The 24,358-nt window shown below is 47.6% G+C and carries 27 protein-coding genes; 19 read left to right on the forward strand and 8 right to left on the reverse strand.

Features of this window, described 5'->3' with window-relative positions; translation table 11 throughout:
• Nucleotides 1–124: 124 nt before the first annotated feature.
• Genes RIG68_RS03900 through RIG68_RS03910 form a run of 3 tightly spaced genes read left to right on the forward strand, consistent with a single transcriptional unit; the run spans nt 125 to nt 3,642 of the window.
• Nucleotides 125–2,248: a ferredoxin-like domain-containing protein gene (locus RIG68_RS03900; RefSeq protein ID WP_350118821.1), complete on the forward strand. Its 2,124-nt coding sequence runs from the start codon at nt 125–127 to the stop codon at nt 2,246–2,248.
• A 21-nt stretch (nt 2,249–2,269) separates the two neighbouring features.
• On the forward strand, nt 2,270–3,052 hold the full coding sequence (gene cobA, locus RIG68_RS03905; RefSeq protein WP_350118824.1) for a uroporphyrinogen-III C-methyltransferase: 783 nt from the start codon (nt 2,270–2,272) through the stop codon (nt 3,050–3,052).
• Entirely contained in the window at nt 3,049–3,642 is a 594-nt protein-coding gene (locus RIG68_RS03910) for a precorrin-2 dehydrogenase/sirohydrochlorin ferrochelatase family protein (protein WP_350118827.1), read from the forward strand. Before cobA ends, RIG68_RS03910 begins: the two co-directional genes overlap by 4 nt.
• 206 nt (nt 3,643–3,848) lie before the next feature.
• On the opposite strand, the gene RIG68_RS03915 is transcribed toward RIG68_RS03910, so the two are convergent.
• Both RIG68_RS03915 and RIG68_RS03920 read right to left on the reverse strand, forming a co-directional pair.
• Nucleotides 3,849–6,233: an ABC transporter permease gene (locus RIG68_RS03915; protein WP_350118830.1), complete on the reverse strand. Its 2,385-nt coding sequence runs from the start codon at nt 6,231–6,233 to the stop codon at nt 3,849–3,851.
• A 244-nt stretch (nt 6,234–6,477) separates the two neighbouring features.
• Entirely contained in the window at nt 6,478–7,401 is a 924-nt protein-coding gene (locus tag RIG68_RS03920; RefSeq protein WP_350118833.1) for a glutamate--tRNA ligase family protein, read from the reverse strand.
• A 200-nt stretch (nt 7,402–7,601) separates the two neighbouring features.
• Between RIG68_RS03920 and RIG68_RS03925 the strand changes: the two genes are divergently transcribed.
• The 5 genes from RIG68_RS03925 (at nt 7,602) to RIG68_RS03945 (ending at nt 11,542) form a co-directional block, all read left to right on the forward strand.
• Nucleotides 7,602–9,194, forward strand: coding sequence for an amidohydrolase (locus tag RIG68_RS03925; protein ID WP_502880612.1), 1,593 nt, complete (start codon nt 7,602–7,604; stop codon nt 9,192–9,194).
• Between the two features lie 135 nt (nt 9,195–9,329).
• Nucleotides 9,330–9,560, forward strand: coding sequence for a hypothetical protein (locus tag RIG68_RS03930; RefSeq protein WP_350076197.1), 231 nt, complete (start codon nt 9,330–9,332; stop codon nt 9,558–9,560).
• Nucleotides 9,553–9,888 carry a type II toxin-antitoxin system PemK/MazF family toxin gene (locus RIG68_RS03935; protein ID WP_350118837.1) on the forward strand — a complete coding sequence of 112 codons (336 nt, stop codon included), beginning with the start codon at nt 9,553–9,555 and terminating at the stop codon, nt 9,886–9,888. The genes RIG68_RS03930 and RIG68_RS03935 overlap by 8 nt, the downstream gene beginning before the upstream one ends.
• A gap of 87 nt (nt 9,889–9,975) precedes the next feature.
• On the forward strand, nt 9,976–10,725 hold the full coding sequence (locus RIG68_RS03940) for a Type 1 glutamine amidotransferase-like domain-containing protein (RefSeq protein WP_350118840.1): 750 nt from the start codon (nt 9,976–9,978) through the stop codon (nt 10,723–10,725).
• A 184-nt stretch (nt 10,726–10,909) separates the two neighbouring features.
• Nucleotides 10,910–11,542, forward strand: a complete 633-nt coding sequence (locus tag RIG68_RS03945; RefSeq protein ID WP_350118843.1) for a lipase family protein — start codon at nt 10,910–10,912, stop codon at nt 11,540–11,542.
• 61 nt (nt 11,543–11,603) lie between these two features.
• On the opposite strand, the gene RIG68_RS03950 is transcribed toward RIG68_RS03945, so the two are convergent.
• Nucleotides 11,604–12,782, reverse strand: a complete 1,179-nt coding sequence (locus RIG68_RS03950; protein ID WP_350118846.1) for an alpha/beta fold hydrolase — start codon at nt 12,780–12,782, stop codon at nt 11,604–11,606.
• Between the two features lie 245 nt (nt 12,783–13,027).
• On the opposite strand from RIG68_RS03950, the gene RIG68_RS03955 reads away from it, so the two are divergent.
• Nucleotides 13,028–13,810, forward strand: a complete 783-nt coding sequence (locus RIG68_RS03955; RefSeq protein ID WP_350118849.1) for a hypothetical protein — start codon at nt 13,028–13,030, stop codon at nt 13,808–13,810.
• 116 nt (nt 13,811–13,926) lie between these two features.
• Nucleotides 13,927–15,225 carry an alpha/beta hydrolase family protein gene (locus RIG68_RS03960; RefSeq protein WP_350118852.1) on the forward strand — a complete coding sequence of 433 codons (1,299 nt, stop codon included), beginning with the start codon at nt 13,927–13,929 and terminating at the stop codon, nt 15,223–15,225.
• 11 nt (nt 15,226–15,236) lie between these two features.
• Here the strand turns inward: RIG68_RS03960 and RIG68_RS03965 are convergent, their stop codons facing one another.
• Nucleotides 15,237–15,854 carry a TetR/AcrR family transcriptional regulator gene (locus tag RIG68_RS03965; protein ID WP_350118855.1) on the reverse strand — a complete coding sequence of 206 codons (618 nt, stop codon included), beginning with the start codon at nt 15,852–15,854 and terminating at the stop codon, nt 15,237–15,239.
• Nucleotides 15,855–15,967: 113 nt separating this feature from the next.
• Between RIG68_RS03965 and RIG68_RS03970 the strand changes: the two genes are divergently transcribed.
• The 5 genes from RIG68_RS03970 to RIG68_RS03990 all read left to right on the forward strand — a co-directional run bounded on the left by RIG68_RS03970 (nt 15,968) and on the right by RIG68_RS03990 (nt 19,150).
• On the forward strand, nt 15,968–16,744 hold the full coding sequence (locus RIG68_RS03970; RefSeq protein WP_350118858.1) for a sterol desaturase family protein: 777 nt from the start codon (nt 15,968–15,970) through the stop codon (nt 16,742–16,744).
• 190 nt (nt 16,745–16,934) lie between these two features.
• Nucleotides 16,935–17,270, forward strand: coding sequence for an ArsR/SmtB family transcription factor (locus RIG68_RS03975; RefSeq protein WP_350118861.1), 336 nt, complete (start codon nt 16,935–16,937; stop codon nt 17,268–17,270).
• Nucleotides 17,267–17,776: an SRPBCC family protein gene (locus RIG68_RS03980; RefSeq protein WP_350118864.1), complete on the forward strand. Its 510-nt coding sequence runs from the start codon at nt 17,267–17,269 to the stop codon at nt 17,774–17,776. Before RIG68_RS03975 ends, RIG68_RS03980 begins: the two co-directional genes overlap by 4 nt.
• 7 nt (nt 17,777–17,783) lie before the next feature.
• Nucleotides 17,784–18,248 (forward strand): SRPBCC family protein, encoded by a 465-nt coding sequence (locus RIG68_RS03985; protein WP_350118867.1) that lies wholly within the window; start codon nt 17,784–17,786, stop codon nt 18,246–18,248.
• Between the two features lie 8 nt (nt 18,249–18,256).
• The gene (locus tag RIG68_RS03990) at nt 18,257–19,150 is read left to right on the forward strand and encodes an alpha/beta fold hydrolase (RefSeq protein ID WP_350118870.1); all 894 of its coding nucleotides are present in this window, start codon (nt 18,257–18,259) and stop codon (nt 19,148–19,150) included.
• 196 nt (nt 19,151–19,346) lie between these two features.
• On the opposite strand, the gene RIG68_RS03995 is transcribed toward RIG68_RS03990, so the two are convergent.
• Nucleotides 19,347–20,024: a porin family protein gene (locus RIG68_RS03995; protein ID WP_350118873.1), complete on the reverse strand. Its 678-nt coding sequence runs from the start codon at nt 20,022–20,024 to the stop codon at nt 19,347–19,349.
• 24 nt (nt 20,025–20,048) lie between these two features.
• A complete protein-coding gene (locus RIG68_RS04000) occupies nt 20,049–20,717 on the reverse strand; it encodes a YiaD family glycine zipper/OmpA-like lipoprotein (protein ID WP_350118876.1) in 669 nt (222 codons plus the stop codon).
• Nucleotides 20,718–20,964: 247 nt separating this feature from the next.
• Here RIG68_RS04000 and RIG68_RS04005 point away from each other — a divergent pair, with 247 nt between their 5' ends.
• Nucleotides 20,965–21,120: a hypothetical protein gene (locus RIG68_RS04005; protein ID WP_350118879.1), complete on the forward strand. Its 156-nt coding sequence runs from the start codon at nt 20,965–20,967 to the stop codon at nt 21,118–21,120.
• A 32-nt stretch (nt 21,121–21,152) separates the two neighbouring features.
• On the opposite strand, the gene RIG68_RS04010 is transcribed toward RIG68_RS04005, so the two are convergent.
• Entirely contained in the window at nt 21,153–21,827 is a 675-nt protein-coding gene (locus RIG68_RS04010; protein WP_350118882.1) for an outer membrane beta-barrel protein, read from the reverse strand.
• 84 nt (nt 21,828–21,911) lie between these two features.
• Nucleotides 21,912–22,514, reverse strand: coding sequence for a hypothetical protein (locus tag RIG68_RS04015; protein ID WP_350118885.1), 603 nt, complete (start codon nt 22,512–22,514; stop codon nt 21,912–21,914).
• Between the two features lie 300 nt (nt 22,515–22,814).
• Here RIG68_RS04015 and RIG68_RS04020 point away from each other — a divergent pair, with 300 nt between their 5' ends.
• From RIG68_RS04020 to RIG68_RS04030, 3 genes are read left to right on the forward strand one after another with little or no spacing between them, the layout of a single operon-like run.
• Nucleotides 22,815–23,042 carry a helix-turn-helix transcriptional regulator gene (locus RIG68_RS04020; RefSeq protein ID WP_350076157.1) on the forward strand — a complete coding sequence of 76 codons (228 nt, stop codon included), beginning with the start codon at nt 22,815–22,817 and terminating at the stop codon, nt 23,040–23,042.
• The gene (locus RIG68_RS04025) at nt 23,029–23,358 is read left to right on the forward strand and encodes a HipA N-terminal domain-containing protein (RefSeq protein ID WP_350076155.1); all 330 of its coding nucleotides are present in this window, start codon (nt 23,029–23,031) and stop codon (nt 23,356–23,358) included. Before RIG68_RS04020 ends, RIG68_RS04025 begins: the two co-directional genes overlap by 14 nt.
• Nucleotides 23,351–24,343, forward strand: a complete 993-nt coding sequence (locus RIG68_RS04030; protein ID WP_350118889.1) for a HipA domain-containing protein — start codon at nt 23,351–23,353, stop codon at nt 24,341–24,343. Before RIG68_RS04025 ends, RIG68_RS04030 begins: the two co-directional genes overlap by 8 nt.
• Nucleotides 24,344–24,358 lie beyond the last annotated feature (15 nt).

A 24,358-nucleotide genomic window follows, 5' to 3' on the forward strand; every position in this document is an offset into this window, starting at 1 on the left:
CATTTAATTAGTGTGGTAGCAAATCGAAACAACGAGTAATAGCGCCATCCAAAACATAAATGAAAGCCTTTCCAGCTACCAAAGCGGAAAGGCTTTTTGTTTTTTATCCCAAGAAAATTCAGCCATGCAAAGTTTCAGAAGTGAGTTAGAAGACATCAACAATCCGGTCATTGAGAAAGACATCATTGACCTGGCAGACAAAATTTCAAAATTCAGGAACCTGCAAATCGATGACGACAAGTTCCGCAGCGTGCGCCTTGCCCGGGGCGTGTATGGCCAACGACAGCAAGGTGTGCAAATGGTCAGGATCAAGCTGCCCTACGGCAGAATCACCACCAAGCAATTGGTGCACATAGCTAACTTGTCGGATGAGTTCGCCAGCAGCACCCTGCACGCCACTACCCGCCAGGATATCCAGATTCACTACGTGAGCCTCGACAGGACGCCGGAGCTGTGGGCCAAGCTGGAAAAGGCAAAGATTACCCTTAGGGAAGCCTGCGGCAACACGGTAAGAAATGTAACAGGTTCGGCCAAGGCGGGCATCGACCCCAACGAGCCATTTGATATCACGCCGTATGCTCAGGCCACATTCGAGTATTTTCTGCGCAATCCTATCTGTCAGGAAATGGGCAGAAAGTTTAAGATTTCCTTCTCCTCTTCAGATGAGGATTCCGCCTTCTCTTTCATCCACGACATTGGGTTCATTGCCAAATTGAAGCAGGTAAATGGAAAAGAGGTTAGAGGTTTTAAAGTGGTTGTCGGAGGTGGTCTTGGTGCACAGCCCATGCTGGCTCAGGTGGCATATGAGTTTATGGAAGAAGATCAAATCATTCCATTTGCCGAGTCGCTCTTGCGGGTTTTTGACAGGTATGGTGAAAGGGCTCGCCGTCAAAAGGCACGCATGAAGTTTTTGATGGCTGAAATTGGGTTGCAGGGTTTACTCGATCTCGCTAAAGCGGAGTGTCCGGCACTTAAACACAAGACGTACAAAATCGACACAAATTCGGTACAGCAGCCCGAACCACAACCGGAGGGAAAGGTGTATCAGGAAGTAAGCATCGACAATGAGGCACGGTACCAACTATGGCTGCAGACCAATGTGTTCCCGCAAAAACAAAAAGGTTTTTTCGCCATTGGGCTTAAAACCCAGCTGGGCAACCTGAGTTCCGACAAAGCGAGGGCGCTGGCCGAAGTAGTGCGTGAATTTGCAGCTGATGAATTAAGGATCACCGTTACGCAAGGCTTTATCCTAAAATTCGTGAGGGAAGAAGCACTTCGGGGTCTTTACGTGGCATTAGACAAGCTGGGGCTGGCCAATCCCGGTTTCGAATCGACTGCTGACGTGGCTGCCTGCCCAGGCACCGACACTTGTAACCTGGGAATTTCCAGCAGCTATGGCATCGCTGTAGAGTTGGAAAGAGTGATGACGGAAGAATTTCCCGACCTGGTTAAAAACAGTGACATCAGCATTAAAATCAGCGGCTGCCCCAACTCTTGCGGACAACATGGCATTGCTGGCATAGGCTTCCACGGCAGCTCTCAGAAAAAAGACGGGCTGGTACTCCCTGCTCTGCAAGTGCTCCTCGGTGGTGGAGTTGACGCCGACGGCAATGGCCGTATTGCTAACAAAGTGATCAAGATCCCTAGCAAAAGAGGCCCCGAAGCGCTAAGGGTCTTGCTCGCTGACTATGACGAGCATGGCAACGATGGCGAGTACTACAAAGACTATTTTGCCAGACAGGGCGACAGGTATTTCTATACCTTGCTGAAGCCTCTTACTTCTCTGGACGATCTCTCAGACTCTGATTTTGTGGACTGGGGTGAAGAACAGAATTTCAAGGTGGAAACAGCCGTGGGTGAATGTGCCGGGGTGATCATTGACCTGGTGGCGACGTTGTTCTATGATTCTGAGGAAAAGCTCGACTGGGCGAATGAAGCGTTTGCGGAGGGCCGTTGGGCCGACTCGCTTTATCATAGCTACAATGTGTTTGTCACTTCAGCCAAGGCGCTGTTGCTTTCCGAAGATGTGAAAAACAACACGCAGATAGCGATCATCAGAGATTTTGACAGAATTTTTGTTGAAAAAGGTGAGTTCTCCTTCCCGGAAGGCAGCTTCGAAGCACACATCACCAAAATAAGCAGTAACGAACCGACGGAAGCGTTCGCCAGCACATTTAAAGAGGAGGCAGCTGCGTTTATCGAAAAGGTGAAAGCCGTCCGTACCAGGCAGCTTATTACCTCCAACTAATTATTCAATCAGCGCCCGACAATGAATACACAAGTAAAAAACTTACCTAAAGTCTCGCTGGTTGGCGCCGGACCGGGCGATCCTGACCTAATTACGCTGAAAGCAGTAAAGGCCTTGCAATCGGCTGACGCAGTGCTTTACGACGCCCTGGTTAACGAAGACCTGCTCGACTATGCCCCTGCGTCGGCGGTCAGACTTTTTGTGGGCAAAAGAGCTGGCAGACATAGCTACAAGCAGGAGGAAATCAATAAGCTGATTGTGGAGCATGCCTATAACTACGGGCATGTGGTACGCCTGAAAGGCGGCGATCCTTTCATTTTTGGTCGTGGGCAGGAAGAAATGGATTACGTGAAAAGTTTTGGGATTGATGTGGAAGTAATTCCTGGCATCAGCAGTTCGCATTCAGTGCCGGCTATCAACAATATACCACTGACGGCCCGTGGCATGAGCGACAGCTTTTGGGTGATTACTGGCACTACCAGTGGGGGAAAAGTATCTGACGATCTCTATTACGCTGCTCAGTCGAATGCCACTGTGATCGTGCTCATGGGTATGAACAAACTGAAGGAGATTATGAGGATCTTTTCCCGGTTTCAAAAAGACGAAACGCCTGTCGCTATTATCCAGAATGGCAGCCTGCCCAATCAAAAAATGGGGATTGGCACTGTGTCGAACATCACCTCTATTGCCCGGGAAAAAAGACTCGGCAGCCCAGCCATTATCGTTATTGGTGAAGTGGTAAAAGTTGCGCAGAAAGAAGAATTCATGGCAACGATACTTGAACAACTGGAAAAGAAGGCATGAGCCAAAATACGCTCTTCCCGGTTTTTCTGAAGCTCGAGAACTTCAACACGCTGCTTGTGGGTGGCGGCAATGTGGGGCTCGAAAAGCTTACTGCATTGCTGGTCAACAACCCATTGGCCAATGTAACGGTTGTTGCCGATCGCTATTTAGAGGAAACTGAAAAGCTGGCAAAAAGCTCCCCTAATGTAGTCCTCACTTACAGAAAATTTGAGTTTGGCGACCTCGCCAACAAGCAACTGGTGATACTTGCCACCGACAATTTTGAGCTCCACAAAGAAGTCAAGCTCAAAACAACTGAGCTGGGCATTCTAACGAACGTAGCCGACACTCCCGCACTATGCGATTTCTACCTGGGCTCCATTGTCCGCAAAGGCGATCTGAAAATTGCCATATCCACGAACGGTAAGTCCCCCACCCTGGCCAAGCGCATGCGCCAGTACCTTGAGGAAGCCATCCCCGACAGCATGCAGTCGTTATTGGATAATATGAAAACCTTCAGGGACAAACTAAAAGGAGATTTCTCAACTAAACTGGAGGTGCTCAACGACCTCACCTCTTCCATGATAGAAAAAGAGAAGAAAGATAATTAAGAACCCTTCACGCTTAACACACCTCTTCATAGTTGGAAGGGAGGAATAGGTAAAGAAAAAGGACTCCCTGCTGTGAGTCCTTTTCTTTTAATGGCTTCTGTTTTGGCTTTGCGTGGCCTTACAAAATAGTCAAGCAAGGCGCAGGTCTGAAAATCAGACCGCAAAGTCCATTGTCCTGATTCTTTACACCTTTGTGTGAAATCAGTCTATTCCGTTCGCAGCGACCCAGCCGGATTTCTTATCGCCGCTTTGATTGACTGGTAGCTCACCGTTAAAACCGAAATGAGAATAGCCGCACCTGCTGCTGTGGCAAAAAACCACCACTGCAGTTCAATGCGGTAGGCGAAACCTTCCAGCCAGCCGTCCATGGAGTACCACGCAATGGGCACTGCAATGAGGCAGGCTACAACCACCAGCCTGAGAAATTCCTGAGAAAGCAAAAACACTATGCCCTGCACAGAGGCTCCCAACACTTTGCGGATACCAATCTCTTTTACTTTTTGCTCTGCGGTAAAAGTAGACAAACCGAACAATCCCAGACATGCAATGAAAATCGACAGCCAGGTAAAGTTTTGGATCAAGCCTGCAAACTCTTCGTCGCTTTCGTACTGGCGCCCGAATTCTTCGTCGAAGAATGTATATTCATAAGGGTGGGCTGGCAACATCGTTTTCCATGTGCTTTCCATGGCCGCCAGTACTTCTTTTGTCTGAGAAGCATCAATCTTCACAGAAAGCGTTGAGGTCGCATTAGGGTTGTAGGGAATGATGATGGGTTCAATCTTGTGACGCATGCTGGCAAAGTGGAAGTTCTTCACCACGCCCACGACCGTTCTTTCAGCCGGCCCATACCCAATCTTTTTTCCAACCGGCTCATCCCAGCCCAAAGCAGCGGCGGCAGCTTCGTTGATAATCAGGCTTTGCTGTTCGTCAGCAGGAAAGTCCTTCGAGTAATTCCTCCCTTTTACTATTTCCATACCCATGAGCGGAAAATAGTCTTCATTGACCGACATCACGCTTACGATCCACACATCATCAGGGTCGCTTCCCTCGGGCCGGATACCTCTGCGTCCAAAGCCTCGCCCGGGCATACTGGAGGAGTAGGCAGCCGCCAAAACGCCTCTTTGCTGTAGCAACTCATTTTTCATCGCCTCAGCCTTCTGCTGAACGGTCTGATCGCTTAGACTAAGCGTAATGACCTGTTCCTCCGAAAAGCCCTTATCGATGCTTTTGATGTAGTTAAGCTGCCTTCCTACCACCACTGTGCCGATGATCATAGTTACAGAAGCTGTGAACTGAATGATCACCAGTGACCTGCGAAGCCAAACACCACTTTTCCCTGTTTTAAAGTTGCCACGGAGTACCTTGAGAGCCTGGAAGCCAGACAAGAAAAAGGCCGGGTAAAAACCTGCAAGTACCCCAATACCCAATGTAATGGCGACAATGCCGACCACAGTGGTAACGTCGGAAAGCAGGTAAACCAACAGATTGCCTTGGATACCAAAATTGAGGTAGCTGGACAAGAGGCCAACTGCCAGCAGCGAAACTAGCGTGGCGATCGTACACAACAGAATGGCTTCGCTTAGAAACTGAACGACCAGTTGTGGCTTGTAGGCCCCCAATACTTTGCGCATGCCCACTTCTTTAGCCCGATTGGCCGAGCGGGCCGTACTGAGGTTCATAAAGTTGAAAGTGGCAATCAGAATGACAAACAATCCCACCATCAGCAGTGTGTACACATAGTTGAGATCCGTTTTCTCAAAGTTGAAGTTGTCAAACAATATTCCTGTAGAACTCAGGTGTACGTCATTGAGCGGTTGTAAAGTGACCGAAAAATTCTCACCCACATCATTTTTTCTGATCAGCGCTTCCATGTCGGCTTCCGTAGTTTCCTCGCTGGCACCCGGCTCAAGTACTGCGTAAGTGGTAATAGCTATAGACCGCCAGGTGCTGAGAAACTGCCGGGTAGAGCTGTCCGCTTCGGTGGGCACAAGCGATGCCATGAGATCAAACCTCAAATGGGTATTAGAAGGCAGGTCTTTCATAATACCTACAACCTGCATATTGGTTGAGTTATCGATTTCAAAGGTTTTGCCCATCGGATCTTCAATACCAAATACTTTTTTGGCAAAGCTCTCTGTCAAAACCGCAGTGTTGGGACTGAGCAACACTGTTTCTTTGTTGCCAGCCAGCAGTTCCATGTCAAACACGTTGAAAATGGAATTTTCTACATAAGCGCAGTTCTCGGTGTAAAGTGGTACATCGTTGTACTCCACCAGGTTGCGACCGCTGTAGCTGACCCGGGTGGTTTCTTTCACCTGGCTAAGTTCGGTTTTCATGGCCGGGCCAATCGCAGGCATAGTGATGCCTACCAGGTTGCTGCTAACTCCCAGGGCTTCGTCGATGGTAAGTACCCTATAGATGTTGTCCTTTTGGCTGTTCCAGTCATCAAAACTGAGCTGGTTTTTGGCAAAAAGAAAGATAAGAAGCGCACATGTGAAGCCTACAATGAGGCCTCCGAGATTAATAACCGAGGTTTCCCTGCTTTTCAGGAGGTGCCTGAAAGCGAGTTTGAGGTAGTTTCCAATAAGCATAATTAGTCCTTTTTTGAGTTGTCCTTTTGTATTCTACTGAATTTTAGAATGTTCAGCTCTTCAATATAACAGTATTCGTTGTTGCAGTAAGGGATTTAACGATTTTTAACGCATGGGTTGCTAAAAGTTGCGGATCGGCAAATTACGAAATGGTTACAGAGAATTCGGACGTTGGTTAGGGTGAAAAAGGTAGGGATTTTTTTGAGCCCGTAAAGACGAAGAGAACAACCGCCGACTTTGCCACTTAGTTAGAAATAGTTCGTGCAACACGCTCAAAAGAAAACTGCTTCATCATCTCCTCCAAACTCCCGCACGCTTCCGGTGGCAATGCCAGCCAGCTCCCAAGCTTCTGGAGCAGGCGTGGTTTGTCCTGCGAAAACTCATCCAACACAGCTGACGACCGCTGGGACTTCGAAAGCTTCACTCCACCGCCCATGATCAGAGGGTGATGAAAAAATTCAGCCTCAGAAAAAGCAGTCAAGCCCAGCTTTTCAGCCAAGTACAACTGTGCAACAGAGCTCTCAAAAAGGTCTTCTCCTCTCACAATCGTGTTCACCCCAAAATGCACATCGTCGACAACAGAGGCCAAATGATAGGCAGGCACGCCGTCTCTTCTTCTGACAACAAAATGAGACTGAGAATAGGGTAACTCCTCCGCAATCAGCCCCTGTTTGTAACGCTTCATCTTTACCACAGCCATGCCATCGGTCTTCAACCGCCAGCTAATATCATGTCCATGAAGTTCAAGCCCCTTATGCTGGCATATTCCCTCGTAATTATGCTCTTCAATGAGTTTTTTCACCAGCTTTCTGGAACAATCGCAACCGAAAACTGCCCCCGCCCTCTCCAGCGTTTGAAAAGCAGCTTCGTACAACTCCATCCGCCGTAGCTGGGAGTATTCCTTCTCAAACTGTTGAACAGAAAAAGGCCCCAAATCCCAGTCCAGCCCGAGCCATTCCAACGTCCGAAAAATGTTTTCGACGTACTCCGGCTTTACCCTTTCCTGATCGAGGTCATCAATCCTAAGTAAAATTTGCCCATTGTTTTTTCGGGCCAGCAGCCAAGTGAAAAGGAAAGAATAAATGTTGCCGATGTGTAAAAAACCACTTGGAGTGGGTGCAAATCGGGTAATAGGCGCAGGTAGCTGTAACTTTTGCAAACGGTTCACAAACGTTGTTTTTTCCGTTCGTCTAAGTTCGGCTGGTAAAAACGAAAAAGCCAGATTACTTCAATGAATATTTGACAATCAAAATCTAATAAATGAACGTCACTTCGAACCGCCACCAGGCGGGAGAAGTCTCCTCAAGGTGACTCTGATCTCCACGGGTAGACTTCCCTCTTAGGACTTCTCACACTAAACCGTTTACTATGAAAAGGATTCTTACTGTTTGTTTTATGCTGGCATGCGCCCCTGCACTGTTGATGGGCCAGTCCAAAAAGTACAGTGCCAAACAAATTGAAGCGCTAAAGAAAGAGGCGGCCGCCAAGGTGGAGGCCAACGCCAAGGTGGCCCAGGTGATGGTCGATAAGGTATTCAGCTTTTCAGAGCTGGGGTTCCAGGAAGTGGAAACGTCTAAATACCTGACCGGTATTTTGGAGGAAAATGGCTTTACCATTGAACAGGGCATTTCCGGTATTCCAACCGCCTGGTTTGCCAGGTGGGGCAGCGGCAAACCAGTCATTGCCATCGGCTCTGACCTTGACTGCATCCCTAAGGCCTCGCAAAAGCCTGGCGTAGCCTATCACGATCCGATTGTGGAAGGCGCTCCCGGCCATGGCGAAGGACACAACTCAGGCACGCCGCTCAACATTGCCGCCGTGTTGGCAGTGAAGGAAATCATGGAGCGGGAAAAAATGTCGGGCACGCTGATCGTCTGGCCTGGCGTGGCTGAAGAGCTGGTAGGCACCAAAGCGTTCTACACCCGTGACGGCTATTTCGACGATGTAGACATTTCGATCTTTACGCACGTAGGCAATAACTTTGGCGTTTCCTACGGGCAAGCCTCCGGTACCGGCCTGATTTCGGTGGAGTACTCTTTTGAGGGTGAGGCCGCCCATGCTGCTGGCGCCCCCTGGAGAGGCAAAAGTGCGCTGGATGCCGTAGAGCTTACGTCCATCGGCTGGCAATACCAACGGGAGCACCTCGATCCCCTGCAGCGTTCTCACCATGTGATCAAAGACGGTGGCGACCAGCCCAATGTGGTGCCATCCAAGGCTTCCATTTGGTTTTACTACCGCAATGTGACCTACCCCAAAATCATGGAGATGTACGAAAAGGGCAACCGCATTGCCGATGGCGCCGCCATGATGACGGGCACCACAGTAACCCGGAGAGTGTTGGGCAGCGCCTGGCCCCGCCACTTCAACAAGGTGATTGCAGAAACGATGTACGAAAACATCAAAAAGGTAGGTCTGCCCACCTGGAGCGACGACGACCAAACCCTTGCAAAGGCCTTGCAAAAAGAACTTGGCAATCCCAAACAGGAGGGCCTTCCCACAGCACTCGATACACTAAAACCACCGACCCGCAGTTTTGTAAGCGGTGGCTCTGACGACATCGGTGATATTAGCTGGAAGCTGCCTACTGTCACCATGCGTTTTCCTTCCAACATCCCCGGGCTGCCAGGTCACCATTGGGCCAATGCCGTAGCCATGGCGACACCTATTGCTCACAAAGGCGTGGTGGCTGGTGCAAAAGCCGAAGCCATGACGTTGGTGGACTTTCTGTTGAAGCCGGAGCTGGTAACGCAGGCCTGGGACTACTACCGCAACGTGCAGATGATGGACACCGAGTACAAACCGATGATTGCTGACGATGAGAAGCCAGCCACTCATTTGAATACCGAAATTCAGGATGAATTCCGTCCTCAGCTAAAGCCGTTTTACTACGACGAAAGCAAGTATGGCACCTACCTGGAGCAGTTGGGTATTAAGTACCCGACAGTGAAAAGTGAGCAGTAAAATCTATCGAACATGAAATAAAAAAGGGCTGCTGAATAGTGGCCCTTTTCATTGCTTTATGGGTAAAATGCCTTTCTCCTTGCCGCCACCTCCACAAAAAGACATTATTCGTTATATTTGAGAAAACCACGGTGTATGAAGGCATTTGAATTCACAACCAAGATTAAAAAGAATAAGATCGATATTCCCTCGAAGCTTCAGGAAGAAATTGCTCAGTCTGAAGATGGAGCTGCGAGAGTGATTATCTTACTGGAAGAGTCGCCCATTCGTGATGAAGGTGCGCTGGGGCAGATTGTGGTTGAAAAGTTTCTTCAGGGTTACGATGAGGCTGATGCCATTTACGATACGTACAAAATAGATGAGTAGGCTAAGTTTTGGTGATGTTGTCCTCCTGAAATTTCCCTTCACCGATAATTCTGCATCAAAAAGAAGGCCTGCACTAGTCATCAACGATTTTGAAGACGGCGACATTATCGTTTGCCGAATCACCAGCAGGTTATACCAAAGCTCTTTCGATATTGTCTTAACCAACTGGGAAAATGCAGGTCTAAAACTCCCGTCTATAGCACGGATCCATAAAATAGCTACGCTGACCAAAGACATGGTCGAATTGAAAATGGGGGAAATTCATAGTACGGACAAAGACAAGGCAAGAGAGCTAATAGGTAAGTTGTCTGTGAGTAACGCTCACTAGAAAAGTAATCACTTGGGCAGGTCATAGAAAAGCACTTGTTCAAATTCCGCAGGCTGGCTACATTGTGTTTTGAACCAAAGCCAATCCATGAAAAAATTAATCCTACTCAGCCTCGCCATTCTATCTGCAACAGGCTTCGCTCTTGCCCAGGATCAGTACATTTTCCCTTTTGGCGGTGGGCAGAACAAACTGTTCATCAAAGAAATCATTAAGCTAACCGGGAAAGAACGGCCGAAGATCTGCTACCTGCCTACTGCCTCTGGCGACAGCCAGCAGGGGATTATCCGCTTTTATGAACTGGTTCATGACCTGTCAGTAGAGCCGTCGGTGCAACGAGTATGGATCAGCTCCTACAATCAGAAGCAGACGTTTGAAGAGGTGCTGCTCAATGTAGATGCTATCTATGTAGGCGGTGGCAATACCCTCAACATGATGGCCATCTGGAAAGCACAGGGCATTGACGTAGTGTTGAAAAAAGCCCTGGAGAAAGGCATCATCCTGGCTGGCGGCAGTGCCGGATCACTTTGCTGGTTCGACAACGGCACCACCGACTCCCGCCCTATTGAGCTAAGTGTGGTCGAAGGGCTTGGGTTCCTTCCTTACAGCCACAGTCCACACTACGACGCCGAAGAATTTCGCCGGCCCTTGTACATGAAGAATATCGAAACAGGCATTTTCAAGGCCGGTTACGCCATGGACAACTACTCAGGTATCATCTTCAAAAATGGTAAACCATTCAAAGTTGTGGCCACAAAGCCTGAAGCGAATTGCTACTTCGTGTCGATAAAAGATGGGAAAGTGGTGGAGGAAAAGCTGGAGAAGGTGATTTTGGAGTAAGCTGGCCAGACTCTTCTTGTAAAAATCAATTGCTGAACCCCATTCCTACTTGAAACTTCGTCAATATCAGATGCGCACTTTGTTATAAAAAGTCAACCTATAACCTGACATGCAGCCCAATTTCGTCAGGTTATAACTTGACTAGTAACTACCTTAGACAGTCTCCAATACAATCAAGCGACGCATGCGGCCAACAATAATTGTAACTATTCTTTGTTCTATGCTGCTCTCGTGCGCTGCCAACAACGAGCGTTACCTGTTTTTTCTGCACAACAAGTGGATAGAAGATCATGAGCTTAATGAAGGTCATCCCAAATACGGCAAAGCCGAATACCGGGAAATTGTGAACGCTTTCAAGAAAGAGGGGTTTACGGTGATCAGCGAAAAAAGAAAGACCAATACCGACGAGAAAGTTTACGCCCGCCAAGTAAAGGAGCAGATCGACAGCTTGCTTCAAATGGGTGTTGAGCCAGGCAAAATCACTGTCGTTGGAACGTCTAAGGGCGGATTCATAGCGCAGTATGTTTCGACCTATGCCAGAAATGAGCAGCTGAATTTTGTGTTTATCGGTAGCTCTTATGAAGGGCTGGTGGAGCAAATTCCTGACATTGACCTGTGCGGCAATATCCTGGCGATCAACGAAAAGTCTGATCGGGGATCGGTATCTCTGGCTGGCAGGATAGAGAAATCCACCTGCCACATCGAACACTTCAAAAACATAGAGCTCAACACTGGCAAAGAGCACGGTTTCCTCTTCCCGCTGATGAAAGAATGGTTTGAACCCACTGTGAAGTGGGCCAGGGAAGATTACCAATAGCATAACCGACGATGCGCTGGTGGGTGAAGACACCCCACCAGAACTGCGATATCATCCTGCCTCACTTCAAATACTTATCCGCAAAATTAATAAACTGCGCCCAGTCGTAGAAAGTAAGATCATGAATACCGGTGCGGTTGTGGTACGATAGCGGCCAGGCAATAATGGGACTATCCGGCTTTGGTAGTGTACCAGGCAGGTTCGACTGGGGGCTGTAAAGATTGAACACCGGCTCAGTATTTCGCATTGCCAGGTAGGTGCCCGTTGGGTCGGCCCAGAGGTCTTCCGTGGCATTGGTGGCATACACGGGCCGTGGGGCCGCCAGTGCAATCAGCATGTGCTGGTCGACAGGAAGCGCAGCCTCATTGCCGTTGTACTTTTTGTAGTTGGTGTTGAACCAATGCGGAAAGGCGGTATTGATGACCTCCACTGTTTCCCCAAAATTCCTTTTCGACAGCGCTGCTCCTGTGTTCCCTGAGCAATTAGTAACACACATGGCAAAGCGCTGGTCTTGCGCTGCTGCCCACAAAGAAGCTTTTCCTCCACGGGAGTGACCGACTACAATGACTTTCTTGTGATCCACCAAGTCTTCTTTCTCGAAATAATCCAGCACCCGACTGGCACCAAACGCCCAGGCGCCAATGGCTTTCATGCCGTTGTCTCTGGTGAGCTCATCAGGGAAGAGCCTCAGCAAGCCGTTCTGGTAAGTGTCTTTGTCATCTGGCGCAGCATCGCTGACGTGGAAAGCGGCAATGCCATAGCCCGCAGCAATCACCTGCTCGGCTGGCCAAAAGCCCATGATGGTATCTCGTGAAGCCAGGGTATTTTTTGGGCTGCGGTTATTGATCAGCAGAAAAGTGGGCACTGCCTTTTTAGCCTGCTGGGGTGTAAATAGCACCACATGGATGGTGGCCTGCTGTCCGTTGTTGTAAATGGTCACCTCGGTTTCCTTCAGGTGCGCCGCCCCCTGCATCACACCAGACTGATCATTGACGACCTTAAACGAAACACTGTCGAATACTTTCGGCATGGTGCCATACACATTATTCTCAAAGAGTTGCAGCACCTCTGCCCTTCTGGAGGCTTCCCATTGGTTCTTGTTCTTGACTGTCTTTCCCTGACTGTCGACCAGCAGTGGTGGGAGGGTGTAGGTGCCTGCTTTTGATTCGTCGTAGTTTTGGGCCAAAGCGGGTTGTAAAATGAGAAGGGCTAAGGAAATTAGAATTAGTGATCGGGTCATAGCGCATTTGGAAAGTGGAGGGTAAAAGGTACGAAAATAGCAGGAGGTTTAAAGGATGCACGTCACCGATCTGAAAGCCCCTAGAGCCGACGAGGCAATAAGAAAATGAACAAACTAGGTGATTTGGGCGGTTGCGCTATGTCAATTCGCAAACTTGAACACCCTAGCAATATCATGAATGACGCAAATAATATTAGAAGAGGTAGACAGTTCTTATATTCGATTTCTACTACCAATTCTTGCGAATGAAGAATAGCTTTTTGATTGCTTTGACTATGGCAGTCCTGTTTCAGGTTCGGGGCCAACCAGCTAGGTTCATTTATTCCGGTGCTGTGACTGACACAGTACACTATTTCACGCCAACCCTGAAACGCCTCATCTCTGAAGGAAAAATTGACACTGCGGAAAGGGTGGATGAAAAATTCGTATTCTGGTCAAACTTAGAGCGAAATAGGATCAGACTTTTGCTTTTTGAAGAGCCAGTAATTGAAGAGGCGGAGTCCGTAATGCTTCGAGTTTGTTATTTTCCGTGCCACGATGTCAGTAGAATAGTTAGAATTCAGAGTTCTCCAAATGGGTATCGGGCGGTTTGTAAGACCGAAACTGACAATTCATATAAACTATCATATTTCAATCAGGAAAAATTAACTAGCCGCGAAATCTCGAAATTGCGAAGGGAAATCAAAAAAATGGGAGAAGAAGTGTGGCCAACTTACAAGAATGACATTTTTAAGAAATCGGCGATCACAGATTCTCTGAAGTTTAGATTTCAGACCAGTGAATTTGTACTAGACAGTTCGCTATTTCAAAGAAATCTTGACCTCATAACTTATCTTAAAGCTAGGGAATTAGAGCCTTTCATTTCAGAAAATATAGAGATGTACAGCCGTTCGCATTTTTGCGCTCCCGAGTGGATCCTTGAATGGAAGGAGCATGGACAGTATTATGTGATTAAAAGAAGCAACCCAAGTTTTGACCTGGAATCCCTTCTCCATGAATTTCTTCGCATTTGCGACGGCGCAAACTAGTTGCCGAAACAGGAATTAAAAAATCCTACAGACCAGTTGAACACCACTTGCTCCAAAACCTTCCCCCAAATTCCTGTGTTTTCCCTATATTGAAACCCTACTTACTTCACCTACTTATGACACGCCGCTCCACCCTTTTTATCTTCCTGCTTCTTGCCGTTTCCAGTATTTACCAACCGGCTTTTAGCCAAGGTGCTCAGAAAACCTTCGTTTACGGCGATGCCCTGCCCGATGCCCCGGAGTTATCGACGAGAGGCAGCTATGCAGTAGGTGTGCAAACCATAGAGGTAGTCAACAAAAATCAGGTGGATGTGCTTAGCTATGCCAAAGACAGTCTGGCTCGGTACGACAGAAAGCTCACACTCGAGGTGTGGTACCCCACCGGTGCTCCGGCCGCAGTGATTACCTACGATGAGGTAATGGGCCAAAATGGCAACCCTAACCGCCCCATCATCCCTTTTACCTTTTTGGGCAGAGCTACCCGCAAAGCGGCACCGTTACTCAAAGATGGCCCTTACCCCCTGATCATTGTTTCGCATGGTTATACAGGTTCCCGCTACCTGATGACCTACCTCACCGAGAACCTGGCTTCGAAAGGCTATGTGGTGGTGGCCATCGACCATATGGAATCTACGTTTAAAGACGCCGCTGGCTTCCCCAGTACTTTGCTTAACCGCTCACTGGATGATCTTTTTGTGCTGAATGAAATCGCCAGACTGAGCAAGGACAAGAGCTCCTTTTTGGCGGGCCTTGTCAATACTGACAATACAGCCCTTGTTGGCTATTCGATGGGGGGCTATGGCGCTGTGAATGTGGCTGGAGGTGGCTACAGTCCGCAAGCAGTAGGGCTATTTGGGGGCATGACGGGTGGTAGCAAGGCCTTGTCAGTCCGAATGAGAGGCAATGCAGCCTTTGAAGCTTCCATCGATCCGAGGATCAAAGTGATTGTGGCCTTTGCGCCCTGGGGCATGGAAAGAGGGCTTTGGGATGCCGAAGGACTGGCTGGCATCAAGATTCCGTCGCTGTTCGTGGCGGGGAGTATGGACGATGTGTCAGGCTACGAGAAGGGCATCAAAGCTATTTATGAGGGAGCCGTCAATTCGGATCGCTACCTGCTTACTTATATTGACGCACGCCACAATGTGGCACCCAATCCTCCACCGGCAGAGGCCATGCAGCCTGGATTGAATATCGACGAGTATCTGCGCTATGCCGACTCCGTTTGGGACATGCGCCGGATCAACAATATCAACCAGCATTTTGTCACGGCCTTTCTCGGCATACATTTGAAGGGCATGGCCGACTACAAGAAATATCTGGATGTACCTGTTGAATCCAGCGCAGAAGTGTGGACGGGTTTCAAGCCGAGGACTTCCATTGGCTTGCAGATGGTGCATAACGCACCAGAAAAGTAACGAGCGCCCTTCTAGTCTTTCTTTTCAAACAGTAACTCCAGATAGTTTTTGAAGTGCTTGAGCTGTTCCGCCGTTATTTTAGGATCATTCAACGCCTTTGAAATAATGAAGGCCCCTTCGAGAATAACAACGAATTGATCGGCGAGTGACTTCTTATCGGCAGGCATTTTCATACCGTGCGTTTTGATGGTTTCATCCAGCATTTCTTCCAGGGCCTTTCTCCAGGTAAGTATAGCTGTCGATATTTTTTCCTTTATCTCATCACTGAACTGACTCGGCTCATAACTATAAGAACCATACAGGCAGCCGGGGTAGGGTGCCTCAAGAGCCGCCATCATATCTACATAACGCTGAACAAACTGAAGCAGTCGCTGCCGTGGGTCACCTATTAAAGAGGCAGTTTCCTTCAAGGCGTCGTTGAGGTCAGCCAGGTCTTCGGCTGAAAAAACATCCATTAAAGTCCTGGCCAGGTCGGCTTTCGATTTGAAGTGATAGAAGAATGCCCCTTTCGTTATTTGGCTGCGCTCCAAAATTTGGTCAACCGAAGTACCTGCAAAGCCGTTTTCCAGCACAAGCGTTTTCGACTCTGCCAATATTTTGTCTCTCGTGGGCTTTCCGTCTCTTGCCATTGAGGCAAAGTTAAAAAAATAAACAGACTAGTTGGTATAATTAAAATTGTATTTATATTTGCACCAACTAGTCTGTTTAGTTAATCTATTTTTTTACAATTAAAATTTTTTTTATGCCCAATCCTTTAGAAATCCTTCTTGACCCCGTATCGCTGATTGTTATCGGGGTTTACGTGCTGCTTTACACATGGGAGCAACTTTTTCCCAGGAACAAAAACATGCCCAAAATCAAATATGCAACGCTGAGAGGTTTCATTGCCTTTGCGATTTTTTTTTACCTGGGTTCCTACCTGCCTTATTTTACCGATGAGTTTTTAGCCAGTTATCAGCTGATAGACCTGGCATGGATGCCAACCGCTGCACAAGTAGGCATCGGGTTGCTGTTTTACCAGTTCCTGCTTTACTTCTATCACAAGGCCATGCACCAGTCGGATTTTCTGTGGAGGCTCATGCATCAAATGCACCACAGTGCAGAAAGAATTGATATTCCGAGCACCTATTACTTCAGTGTGATGGATATGGTCGGATTCACATTGCTGGGAAGTTTTTGTTTTGCATTTTTTATGGGCTTATCGGCCCCGGCGATCAGCATTGTTATTTTTTCGCTGAATTTTTTAAGCCAATTCCAGCATGCCAATATCAAAACCCCCATGTGGCTGGGCTATTTTATTCAAAGGCCTGAACAACATGCGGTGCATCACGCCAGAGGCGTGCACAAGTACAATTATTCCGATTTTCCGATTTACGACTACATCTTCGGAACGTTCAAAAATCCCGACGATTACCAGGGGGGAAACGGATTTTATGACGGTGCTTCGGCCAGAATTGGCGAGATGCTGCTTTTCAAAGACGTGTCTGCCCAACCTGAGGAAAAGCAGGTCGGAGCTTAGCTGGAAGGGTAGTTATACAGATATAGCTACCCTTTTTTCCGTCTTACTTTTTGCATACGCATCTCCATTGGGATGTTTTAAGCCTCCGCTTTTTTGGAAGGCTTTTTTTCTGTCACGGAAAAAATTTTCGACTCAATTATTGCGCAAGTAAATGCTTGCGTATATATTTGCAAGCAAACACTTGCATATTATGGAGGCCAGACGAGATGTATTTCAGGCAATAGCAGACCCTACCCGGCGGGAGATCATCGGCATGGTGGCCCACCAGTCGCTCAATGTAAATTCCCTGGCGGAGAAATTTGATGTGAGCAGACAGGCGGTGTCGCTTCACGTGAAAATCCTGCAGGAATGCGGGCTGATCTCTATCCGCCAGCAAGGCAGGGAGCGCTATTGCGAAGCGAGGCTGGAGGGCCTGGCGGAAGTGTCACAATGGATTGAACAATACAAGCAATTCTGGATGAACAAATTCGATTCACTCGATAAATACCTGACCAAAATTCAATCAGAGAAAAATACCGACAAATGAATGCTGCAACAATTTCAGACAAAGACAAGCTAAGGCTGTCTTATGAGTTCAATGCTCCCAAGGAGCTAGTTTTCAATGCCTTCAGCACAGCCCAGGCCCTCAACGAATGGTGGGGTCCTGTGGAAACTAAAAACAGTGCTATCAGCCTCGACTTCAGGCCCGGTGGTGTCTTCCATTTCAAAATGGATTTCAATGGCAACGTGAACTATGCCAGGTTTTTGTTCAAAACCATTGAGCCCTACGACTTGCTGGAGTTTTCCAATGCTTTTGCGGACGAACAGGCTAATCCAATTCCAGCGCCCTTCGACGTAACGCTTCCGGTGGAAATATTCTATAGCCTCCGTTTTACGGAAACAAATGGAAAAACTACGATTCACCTGACCGGTGAGCCCATCAACGCCAGCCAGGCAGAAATAGAGGGCTTTGTCTCGATCAATGAAAGCATGCACGAGGGATTTGGAGGCACATTCGGAGCACTGACGGCCTTCCTGGACAAACGAAAATAAACAGAACATGGCAGAGAAAATTACAGACACTTCGGACAGGGAGCTCCGTATTTCCCGGCTGTTCGACGCCCCCATTGAACTTATGTGGGAGGTGTGGACTGACCCCAATCACCTAAAAAACTGGTGGGGGCCTAACGGCTTCACAACCGACATCAGTCAGATGGACGTGGAAGTCGGTGGTCAATGGACGCTGGTGATGCATGGGCCGGACGGCACCGATTATCCCAACGAAAGTATTTTCAAAGAACTAGTCAAGCACAAAAAGATTGTGTATCAGCACGTCTCTTCTCCATCGTTTCTAACAACAGTAGAGTTTGAAAGCCAGGGGGCCAAAACTCTGATGAACTGGCACATGCTGTTTGAAAGTCGGGAGCAGTTTATACAGGTAGTGAAGGAGCACGGTGCCGACGAAGGCTTGAAGCAAAACGTCGAAAAACTTGCCGTTTATCTGACAAAGTTTGGCTCCAAATGATGACAACAATGAAAAAAATATTTCAACCAATACTGCTGGGCCTTGGTGTGGCGGTTGCCCTGCTGGCCTCCTGCGGCAAAAAAAACGCTCAACCGATGGAATCATCAACTCCAACTGAAAAGGCCGTATTTTTCGAAAGTGGCTATTCGGATGTCAACGGCCTGAAGATGTACTACGAAATTCACGGAGAAGGAGCACCACTCGTGCTCATCCATGGAGGCGGTTCAACTATCCAAACCTCTTTTGGCAACATCATCCCTGACCTGGCAAAAAACCACAAGCTCATAGCTGTCGAGCTGCAGGCCCATGGCCACACCAGCGACAGGGGTGCGCCGGAAACTTTTGAGCAGGATGCCGATGATGTGGTGACACTGTTGCAAAACCTGGGCATTGCTAAAGCTTCCTTTTTTGGCTTCAGCAATGGCGGCAACACCACCATGCAAATTGGCATCCGCCATCCGGAGATAGTAGACAAACTAGTTATTGCTTCGGCTTTTTTCAAACGAGAGGGTATGCTACCGGGATTTTTTGACAATATGGAGAACGCTACACTGGAGAATATGCCAGCTGATCTGAAGGCCGCTTTCTTAGAAGTAAATCCCGATTCTACCAAGTTGCTGGCCATGTTCAATCACGACAAGAACCGCATGCAGGGCTTCCAGGATTGGGATGAGGCTTTGCTGCAGTCTATTCAAGCTCCGTCGCTGGTCATCAACGGTGATCAGGACGTGGTGCAAAACAGCCACGCTGCACTGATGGCAGCACTCATTCCCGGAGCCAGGCTGATGATACTGCCTGGTAATCATGGCTCGTACATGGGACAGGTGGAAGGCGCTTACAAGGGCAGCAAAACTACCGAGCTGACGCTGGCAGTAATAGATGAGTTTTTGAATGGTGAGTAGCCCGGGTTTGTGGTGCCCAAAGCGCTAGCTGGTGGCAACACAGGAAAGGCTTGGAGGAGTGGACTTGTCTTAAAGTAGAAGATTCCTACGGGATGGCTGGAGGGGCGAGCGGTTTTTGCGACTGCAATAAAAATACCCCTCTGGTTCTATCAAAGAGCAGAGGGGGTTCTGGAAATCCTTTTATACAGCTTTTGGTTTAAAACCGATAGCCAGCTGAAAGGCCAAAGCCTGTGTTTTTTACGTTGGTTTTATTGTCCGATATTCTGTTATCGTCTGGATTGATCTTCACCATTCCAAGCTGCGAGTTGAGTTGAAAAAACAAACCGCCGACCATCTCATACCCAAACAGAATATTTCCCCCAAAATCGAGCGGCTTAAAATAGGGTGTTAACAATCCATCACCGTCATTAACTTCATTGGTGAATTCAATGTCATTATTGACTTCGACAGAACCAGATACGTACGTAGCCTTACCACTCACAGCATACCCCACGTAAGGCCCAAAGCCTAACATAATATAGCCATTGCCCACCTGGCTTTTGTACACCAGATTCAAAGGCAGTTCCAAATACGAGAGCCTGTAAGTGCTTGTCACTTGTCCCGTTGTGTTTTTGGCTCCTTTGGTGCTGAACATTAGCCCTGGCTGAAAGTAAAACTCCGGAGCAATAGGTATTTGAACATTGAGGCCAGCATGAAAACCCGCCAGCAAATCATTTTCAAGTTTGTCTCCGTTGAAATCTTTTCCATTAAAATTCTGGAAGTTGACTCCACCAAGAATGGCCACGCCGCCATTTTCTGATTCAGTGCTTTGAGCCATGGTCGCTGACGTGGCGAAGACCAGGGCAAGTAAGGTATATAATTGTCTTGCTTTCATTTTGTTGTCTTTTGATCGTTTGAATTAATTGGAAGCTTCTTTGGCAGCTTCTGCCTTCATTTTTTCGTTGGCAGTGATCAGGAATTCAACCCTGCGATTTTGAGCTTGTCCGCTAGACGTACCATTGTTGTATTTCGGTACCGATTCGCCAAAACCTTTGATGCGCACCCGGTTGTAGCTGATTCCCTGGCTCCTTATATAATTTGAAGAGGTGCTTGCCCTTCTTTCCGACAAGCCCTGATTATAAGACTCAGACCCTTTACTGTCAGTATGCCCCTGCACTTCAATATCAGTGTCGAGATAAGCGTTGAGCACCTTCACCAGCTTATCCAGCGAAGTCTTTGATTCAGAAGAAAGGTCGGATTTATCAAATCCGAAGAGCACGTCGCTGCTAAATTCGACCACAATGCCTTCTCCTACCCTCTCCACCTTAGCGTCGGGAACGGTTTTTTCCAATTCGGCCGCTTGCTTGTCCATTTTGTTGCCAATCAACGCACCAGCGGTACCTCCGACTGCTGCCCCGATTATGGCACCCAACGCAGTGTTTCCTGATGCCCTGCCAATAACGGCACCCATGGCACCTCCACCAACAACGCCAACAGCTGCCCCTTTCTTGGTTTTGTTGGCAGCGCAGCCAGAGAAAACTAAAGCCACGCTTAAAAAGAAGATCAAACTCTTACTTGAATTTTTCATACTTAGCTACTTAATGATTGATGCGGCAGGGGATCACCTCGAAGTATTCAGATTGGATAAGACCCCACCTTTGGAGAGAAGGAATATTTTTATCAAAAGTAGGCGCAATGACGCTGCTGCGAGTTACACATGTCCCCATTAGAGTTGTATAAATCACGCATTGATCGAAGCGCAGAGTGTGCGCTACTGCTAGAAAATCTCAGGGCCTTTTTGACGTGGCGGATTCCTTTGAGTGCTTGCCTTTGGAATGTTTGGCTACTTCGCTTCCGAAAACGACATAATAAAAGAGTTCGCTTTTGGAGTCATTGTGTTGGGCATCGGTTTAATTGGCATGCTGAAGGCTGCTATTGAGATGTTTGAAAACCATAGGAAGGACAAACAACGAAGCCCAATGAATGAGTAGTCCCTTTGGAAACTTACTTTGAAGAGCTTGGCCTAAAACTTATAGCCAAGCGACACCCCAAAGCCCATATTTTTTATGCTGGATCTGTCACCGGGATATTGATTGTATGTTGGGTTGATTTTGACAAGGCCTTGCTGAGTGTTAACCTGAAAGAACAATCCACTGGACATCATATACCCAACGAACATATTGGCACCAACATCCATCCGTTCAAAATATGGAGTCCAGGATAAGCCATCGTCTTTCGCCGGATCGGTAAACTTGATATCACGTGAGAATTCGACTGCACCACTACCAGTAGTAACATGGCCTCCGAAGCCACGAGCAACATATGGGCCAAAGCCAAGCATTATGTATCCGCTGCCCCACGGCTTTTTGTACACCAGATTCAAGGGCATTTCGAGGTAGGACAGCCGGATAGTGGTTTTTGTTTCCCCAACACCTTTGGATCCCTTGTTGATAATGAGAAATCCCGTTTGAAAATGGAAGTCGGAGCTCACAGGTATGTTAATATCCATGCCAAAATGAGCGCCTGGGAGTAAGTGATTTTTTTGAATGCGCCCATCGGAGTCTCTCTCTTCAAATTTCTGCAGATTGGCTCCGCTCCTGATGGCAATTGACACCCTTTCTGATTCAACACGTTGAGCCATGGCTAGTGAGGCGGTGAACATCAGAGATAGTGTAAGAATGTATAATCTTTCTCTCACTTTTGTGTTTTTTTGAGTCAGGTAGTAGCACTTATAAGCAGTCACCCTTTTGACCGTGTCCACAAATCTAATCATTTCCGAAAGCTATCTGTTTTGGAAGTCAACTGGCCTATCAGGCACAATAGTAGCATCATACGTCGCTCCCGCTGCCACCTGCACCATGGTGATACGCACTTTGGTGGGGAAAAAGTGTTCATGGTCGGCTCGCTTGTGGGCGTGGCCTTGCCCCCCGCTGTCGTCTTTGATCACGAGATCCATTTGTTTGATGCCTTCACTCCAAATAATGGATTCATTTTCCCAAAAAGAAGTCATGGAAACGTCCAATTCGTAAACGCCCTCCTTCGTATACAAGCCAGTATTAGTGCAACCGTAGCCGTTGCCCTGGCCTTTGTTGGGAATATAACACAGCGTCCACTGTGTGGGATAACCACCGGCAGGCTTTTCCATCACTTCCAGACGGATATGAACCGTACCATTGCGGTAGTCGACAGGGGAAGTCCAATCGGTGGGCCGCTGGGCATTCAGCATATCGCCTTTTACGTAATAGTGCGATTTGCTGGGGATGGAATTGTCGGCGTTCTCTTTGGTGTACGTGAATTCTGTGTCGAAAAGAAGGAATTGCTTCGGCTGCTGTGCCAGGAGTAGTGTGGGGAAGGTCAGGATGAACAGAAGTGAAAGTTTTTTCATAGGATGTTGCTTAAACAGGTAATGTGCAAGAAAGATAGTTAACAGAATTGATATACGAGGTAAAAACTGATCGATGAATGATGTCTTCTAAAGGATCGTTTGCAGATAGAACCCTCCAAAGTGTCGAAAGCATGTTGCAGTAATCGCTGCTATTTTATACCCGATTGGGTATATCTATTTCTGTCTTCATCAAGACTATACCCTAAAGGGTACAATCTCAAGCTTATCTAACTATTTTATACCCTTTCAGGTATAAAATTGAAAATGTTTCTTATATTTATACCCGAAAAGGTATAATTTATGAGCACAGACTTAAGCCAATTCGTTAAAGACAAAAGAAAATCGTTAGGACTTACCCAGGAGGAGCTATCTTTAAAGGCTGGTGTGGGACTGAGGTTTGTGCGTGAGATGGAACAAGGGAAGCAATCTTTGCAAATGGACAAAGTCAATCAGGTCTTGAAACTCTTTGGATATGAACTCGGGCCGACAGTTATTAACAGAAGCAAGCTACTCGATGAAAAAAGCTAGAATATACATGCATGACGAGTGGGCAGGGGTGCTGACGGAGGACAATGATGGCTACCATTTTGCCTACCAAAAGGAGTACGTCACTGAAGGAGGAGAGCCCATCAGCCTGACCATGCCACTTAAAGAGAAAGCTTACCACAGCGCAATGTTGTTTCCTTTTTTTGATGGCTTGATCCCTGAAGGTTGGCTGCTGGAAATAGCCGAGAAGAGCTGGAAAATCAATGCCCGTGACAGAATGAGCTTGCTATTGGCCACCTGCAATGACTGTATCGGGGCTGTTTCTGTTGAACCAGTAGACGCTGAAGAGAATGAATAGAAAATCATGCCTCTATTGCTACCAGCCTCTCAATGGAGAAGACCTGGCGACTCAAGCAGGGGATGCTGGTTTCCATCCATCGTGTAGTAAGAAGTTTTTTGGGACGGCTGCCCCTCCTGAACTACCCTTCACAGAGAACGATATGTTAAAACTTGCGGAACAGGTTATCAAAAGCCACAAAGCAGTCACTGGCGTTCAGCCGAAGCTCTCTCTGAATATTGAGAAAATAAAAAATAGTGAGGTTCCGGAAAGGTTTACCATAGTGGGGCTATGGGGAGAGTACATTTTGAAGCCGCAGACAGAAGCATTTAAGCACCTGCCGGAAAATGAAGACCTGACTATGCATATGGCAGCCCTTAGCGGAATCAATACAGTGGAGCATTCGCTAATAAGTCTCAAATCAGGGCAGCTGGCCTACATCACCAAACGAATAGATAGAAAAAAGGCATCAGGAAAAAGTGTCGCTGCCAGAAAACTGCATATGGAAGACATGTGCCAACTGACGGAAAGGCTTACCGAGCACAAATACAAGGGGTCTTACGAACAGATTGCGAAAACAATCCTTAGGTACTCAGCAAACCCAGGTCTCGATGTGATCAATTTCTACGAGCAGGTCATCTTCTGCTTTCTAACAGGCAACAATGACATGCATCTCAAGAATTTTTCCTTGTTGAAATCCGACGGAATGGATTATAATCTTTGCCCCGCCTATGACCTTGTAGCATCGGCCCTGGTGTTGCCGGAAGATGACGAAGAACTTGCGCTGACGTTAAACGGAAAAAAGAAAAAACTGAAAAAAGCTGATTTCGACACTGCTATGTTATCTGCCGGCATCAAAAAAAAAGCCGTAGACAATATTTACAGGAGATTTTCCAACTCGCTAGCCCGGTGGAGGAATTTCATTGAGATAAGCTTTTTGCCTGAAGACTTGAAGGTCAATTTCCAGGAGTTGATCAACGCCAAATCTAAAAGACTCGACCTGTGATTCGGAAAGCTGCTA

Origin of the sequence: Imperialibacter sp. (genome assembly GCF_040222385.1) — a bacterium.
Lineage (GTDB): Bacteria > Bacteroidota > Bacteroidia > Cytophagales > Cyclobacteriaceae > Imperialibacter.

Coding starts and splice junctions, on each gene's coding strand:
- RIG68_RS03900 (WP_350118821.1), top strand. CDS start 125: ATGCAAAGTTTCAGAAGTGAGTTAGAAGACATCAACAATCCGGTCATT.
- cobA (WP_350118824.1), top strand. CDS start 2,270: ATGAATACACAAGTAAAAAACTTACCTAAAGTCTCGCTGGTTGGCGCC.
- RIG68_RS03910 (WP_350118827.1), top strand. CDS start 3,049: ATGAGCCAAAATACGCTCTTCCCGGTTTTTCTGAAGCTCGAGAACTTC.
- RIG68_RS03915 (WP_350118830.1), bottom strand. CDS start 6,233: ATGCTTATTGGAAACTACCTCAAACTCGCTTTCAGGCACCTCCTGAAA.
- RIG68_RS03925 (WP_502880612.1), top strand. CDS start 7,602: ATGAAAAGGATTCTTACTGTTTGTTTTATGCTGGCATGCGCCCCTGCA.
- RIG68_RS03930 (WP_350076197.1), top strand. CDS start 9,330: ATGAAGGCATTTGAATTCACAACCAAGATTAAAAAGAATAAGATCGAT.
- RIG68_RS03935 (WP_350118837.1), top strand. CDS start 9,553: ATGAGTAGGCTAAGTTTTGGTGATGTTGTCCTCCTGAAATTTCCCTTC.
- RIG68_RS03940 (WP_350118840.1), top strand. CDS start 9,976: ATGAAAAAATTAATCCTACTCAGCCTCGCCATTCTATCTGCAACAGGC.
- RIG68_RS03945 (WP_350118843.1), top strand. CDS start 10,910: ATGCGGCCAACAATAATTGTAACTATTCTTTGTTCTATGCTGCTCTCG.
- RIG68_RS03950 (WP_350118846.1), bottom strand. CDS start 12,782: ATGACCCGATCACTAATTCTAATTTCCTTAGCCCTTCTCATTTTACAA.
- RIG68_RS03955 (WP_350118849.1), top strand. CDS start 13,028: ATGAAGAATAGCTTTTTGATTGCTTTGACTATGGCAGTCCTGTTTCAG.
- RIG68_RS03960 (WP_350118852.1), top strand. CDS start 13,927: ATGACACGCCGCTCCACCCTTTTTATCTTCCTGCTTCTTGCCGTTTCC.
- RIG68_RS03965 (WP_350118855.1), bottom strand. CDS start 15,854: ATGGCAAGAGACGGAAAGCCCACGAGAGACAAAATATTGGCAGAGTCG.
- RIG68_RS03970 (WP_350118858.1), top strand. CDS start 15,968: ATGCCCAATCCTTTAGAAATCCTTCTTGACCCCGTATCGCTGATTGTT.
- RIG68_RS03975 (WP_350118861.1), top strand. CDS start 16,935: ATGGAGGCCAGACGAGATGTATTTCAGGCAATAGCAGACCCTACCCGG.
- RIG68_RS03980 (WP_350118864.1), top strand. CDS start 17,267: ATGAATGCTGCAACAATTTCAGACAAAGACAAGCTAAGGCTGTCTTAT.
- RIG68_RS03985 (WP_350118867.1), top strand. CDS start 17,784: ATGGCAGAGAAAATTACAGACACTTCGGACAGGGAGCTCCGTATTTCC.
- RIG68_RS03990 (WP_350118870.1), top strand. CDS start 18,257: ATGAAAAAAATATTTCAACCAATACTGCTGGGCCTTGGTGTGGCGGTT.
- RIG68_RS03995 (WP_350118873.1), bottom strand. CDS start 20,024: ATGAAAGCAAGACAATTATATACCTTACTTGCCCTGGTCTTCGCCACG.
- RIG68_RS04000 (WP_350118876.1), bottom strand. CDS start 20,717: ATGAAAAATTCAAGTAAGAGTTTGATCTTCTTTTTAAGCGTGGCTTTA.
- RIG68_RS04005 (WP_350118879.1), top strand. CDS start 20,965: ATGTTTGGCTACTTCGCTTCCGAAAACGACATAATAAAAGAGTTCGCT.
- RIG68_RS04015 (WP_350118885.1), bottom strand. CDS start 22,514: ATGAAAAAACTTTCACTTCTGTTCATCCTGACCTTCCCCACACTACTC.
- RIG68_RS04020 (WP_350076157.1), top strand. CDS start 22,815: ATGAGCACAGACTTAAGCCAATTCGTTAAAGACAAAAGAAAATCGTTA.
- RIG68_RS04025 (WP_350076155.1), top strand. CDS start 23,029: ATGAAAAAAGCTAGAATATACATGCATGACGAGTGGGCAGGGGTGCTG.
- RIG68_RS04030 (WP_350118889.1), top strand. CDS start 23,351: ATGAATAGAAAATCATGCCTCTATTGCTACCAGCCTCTCAATGGAGAA.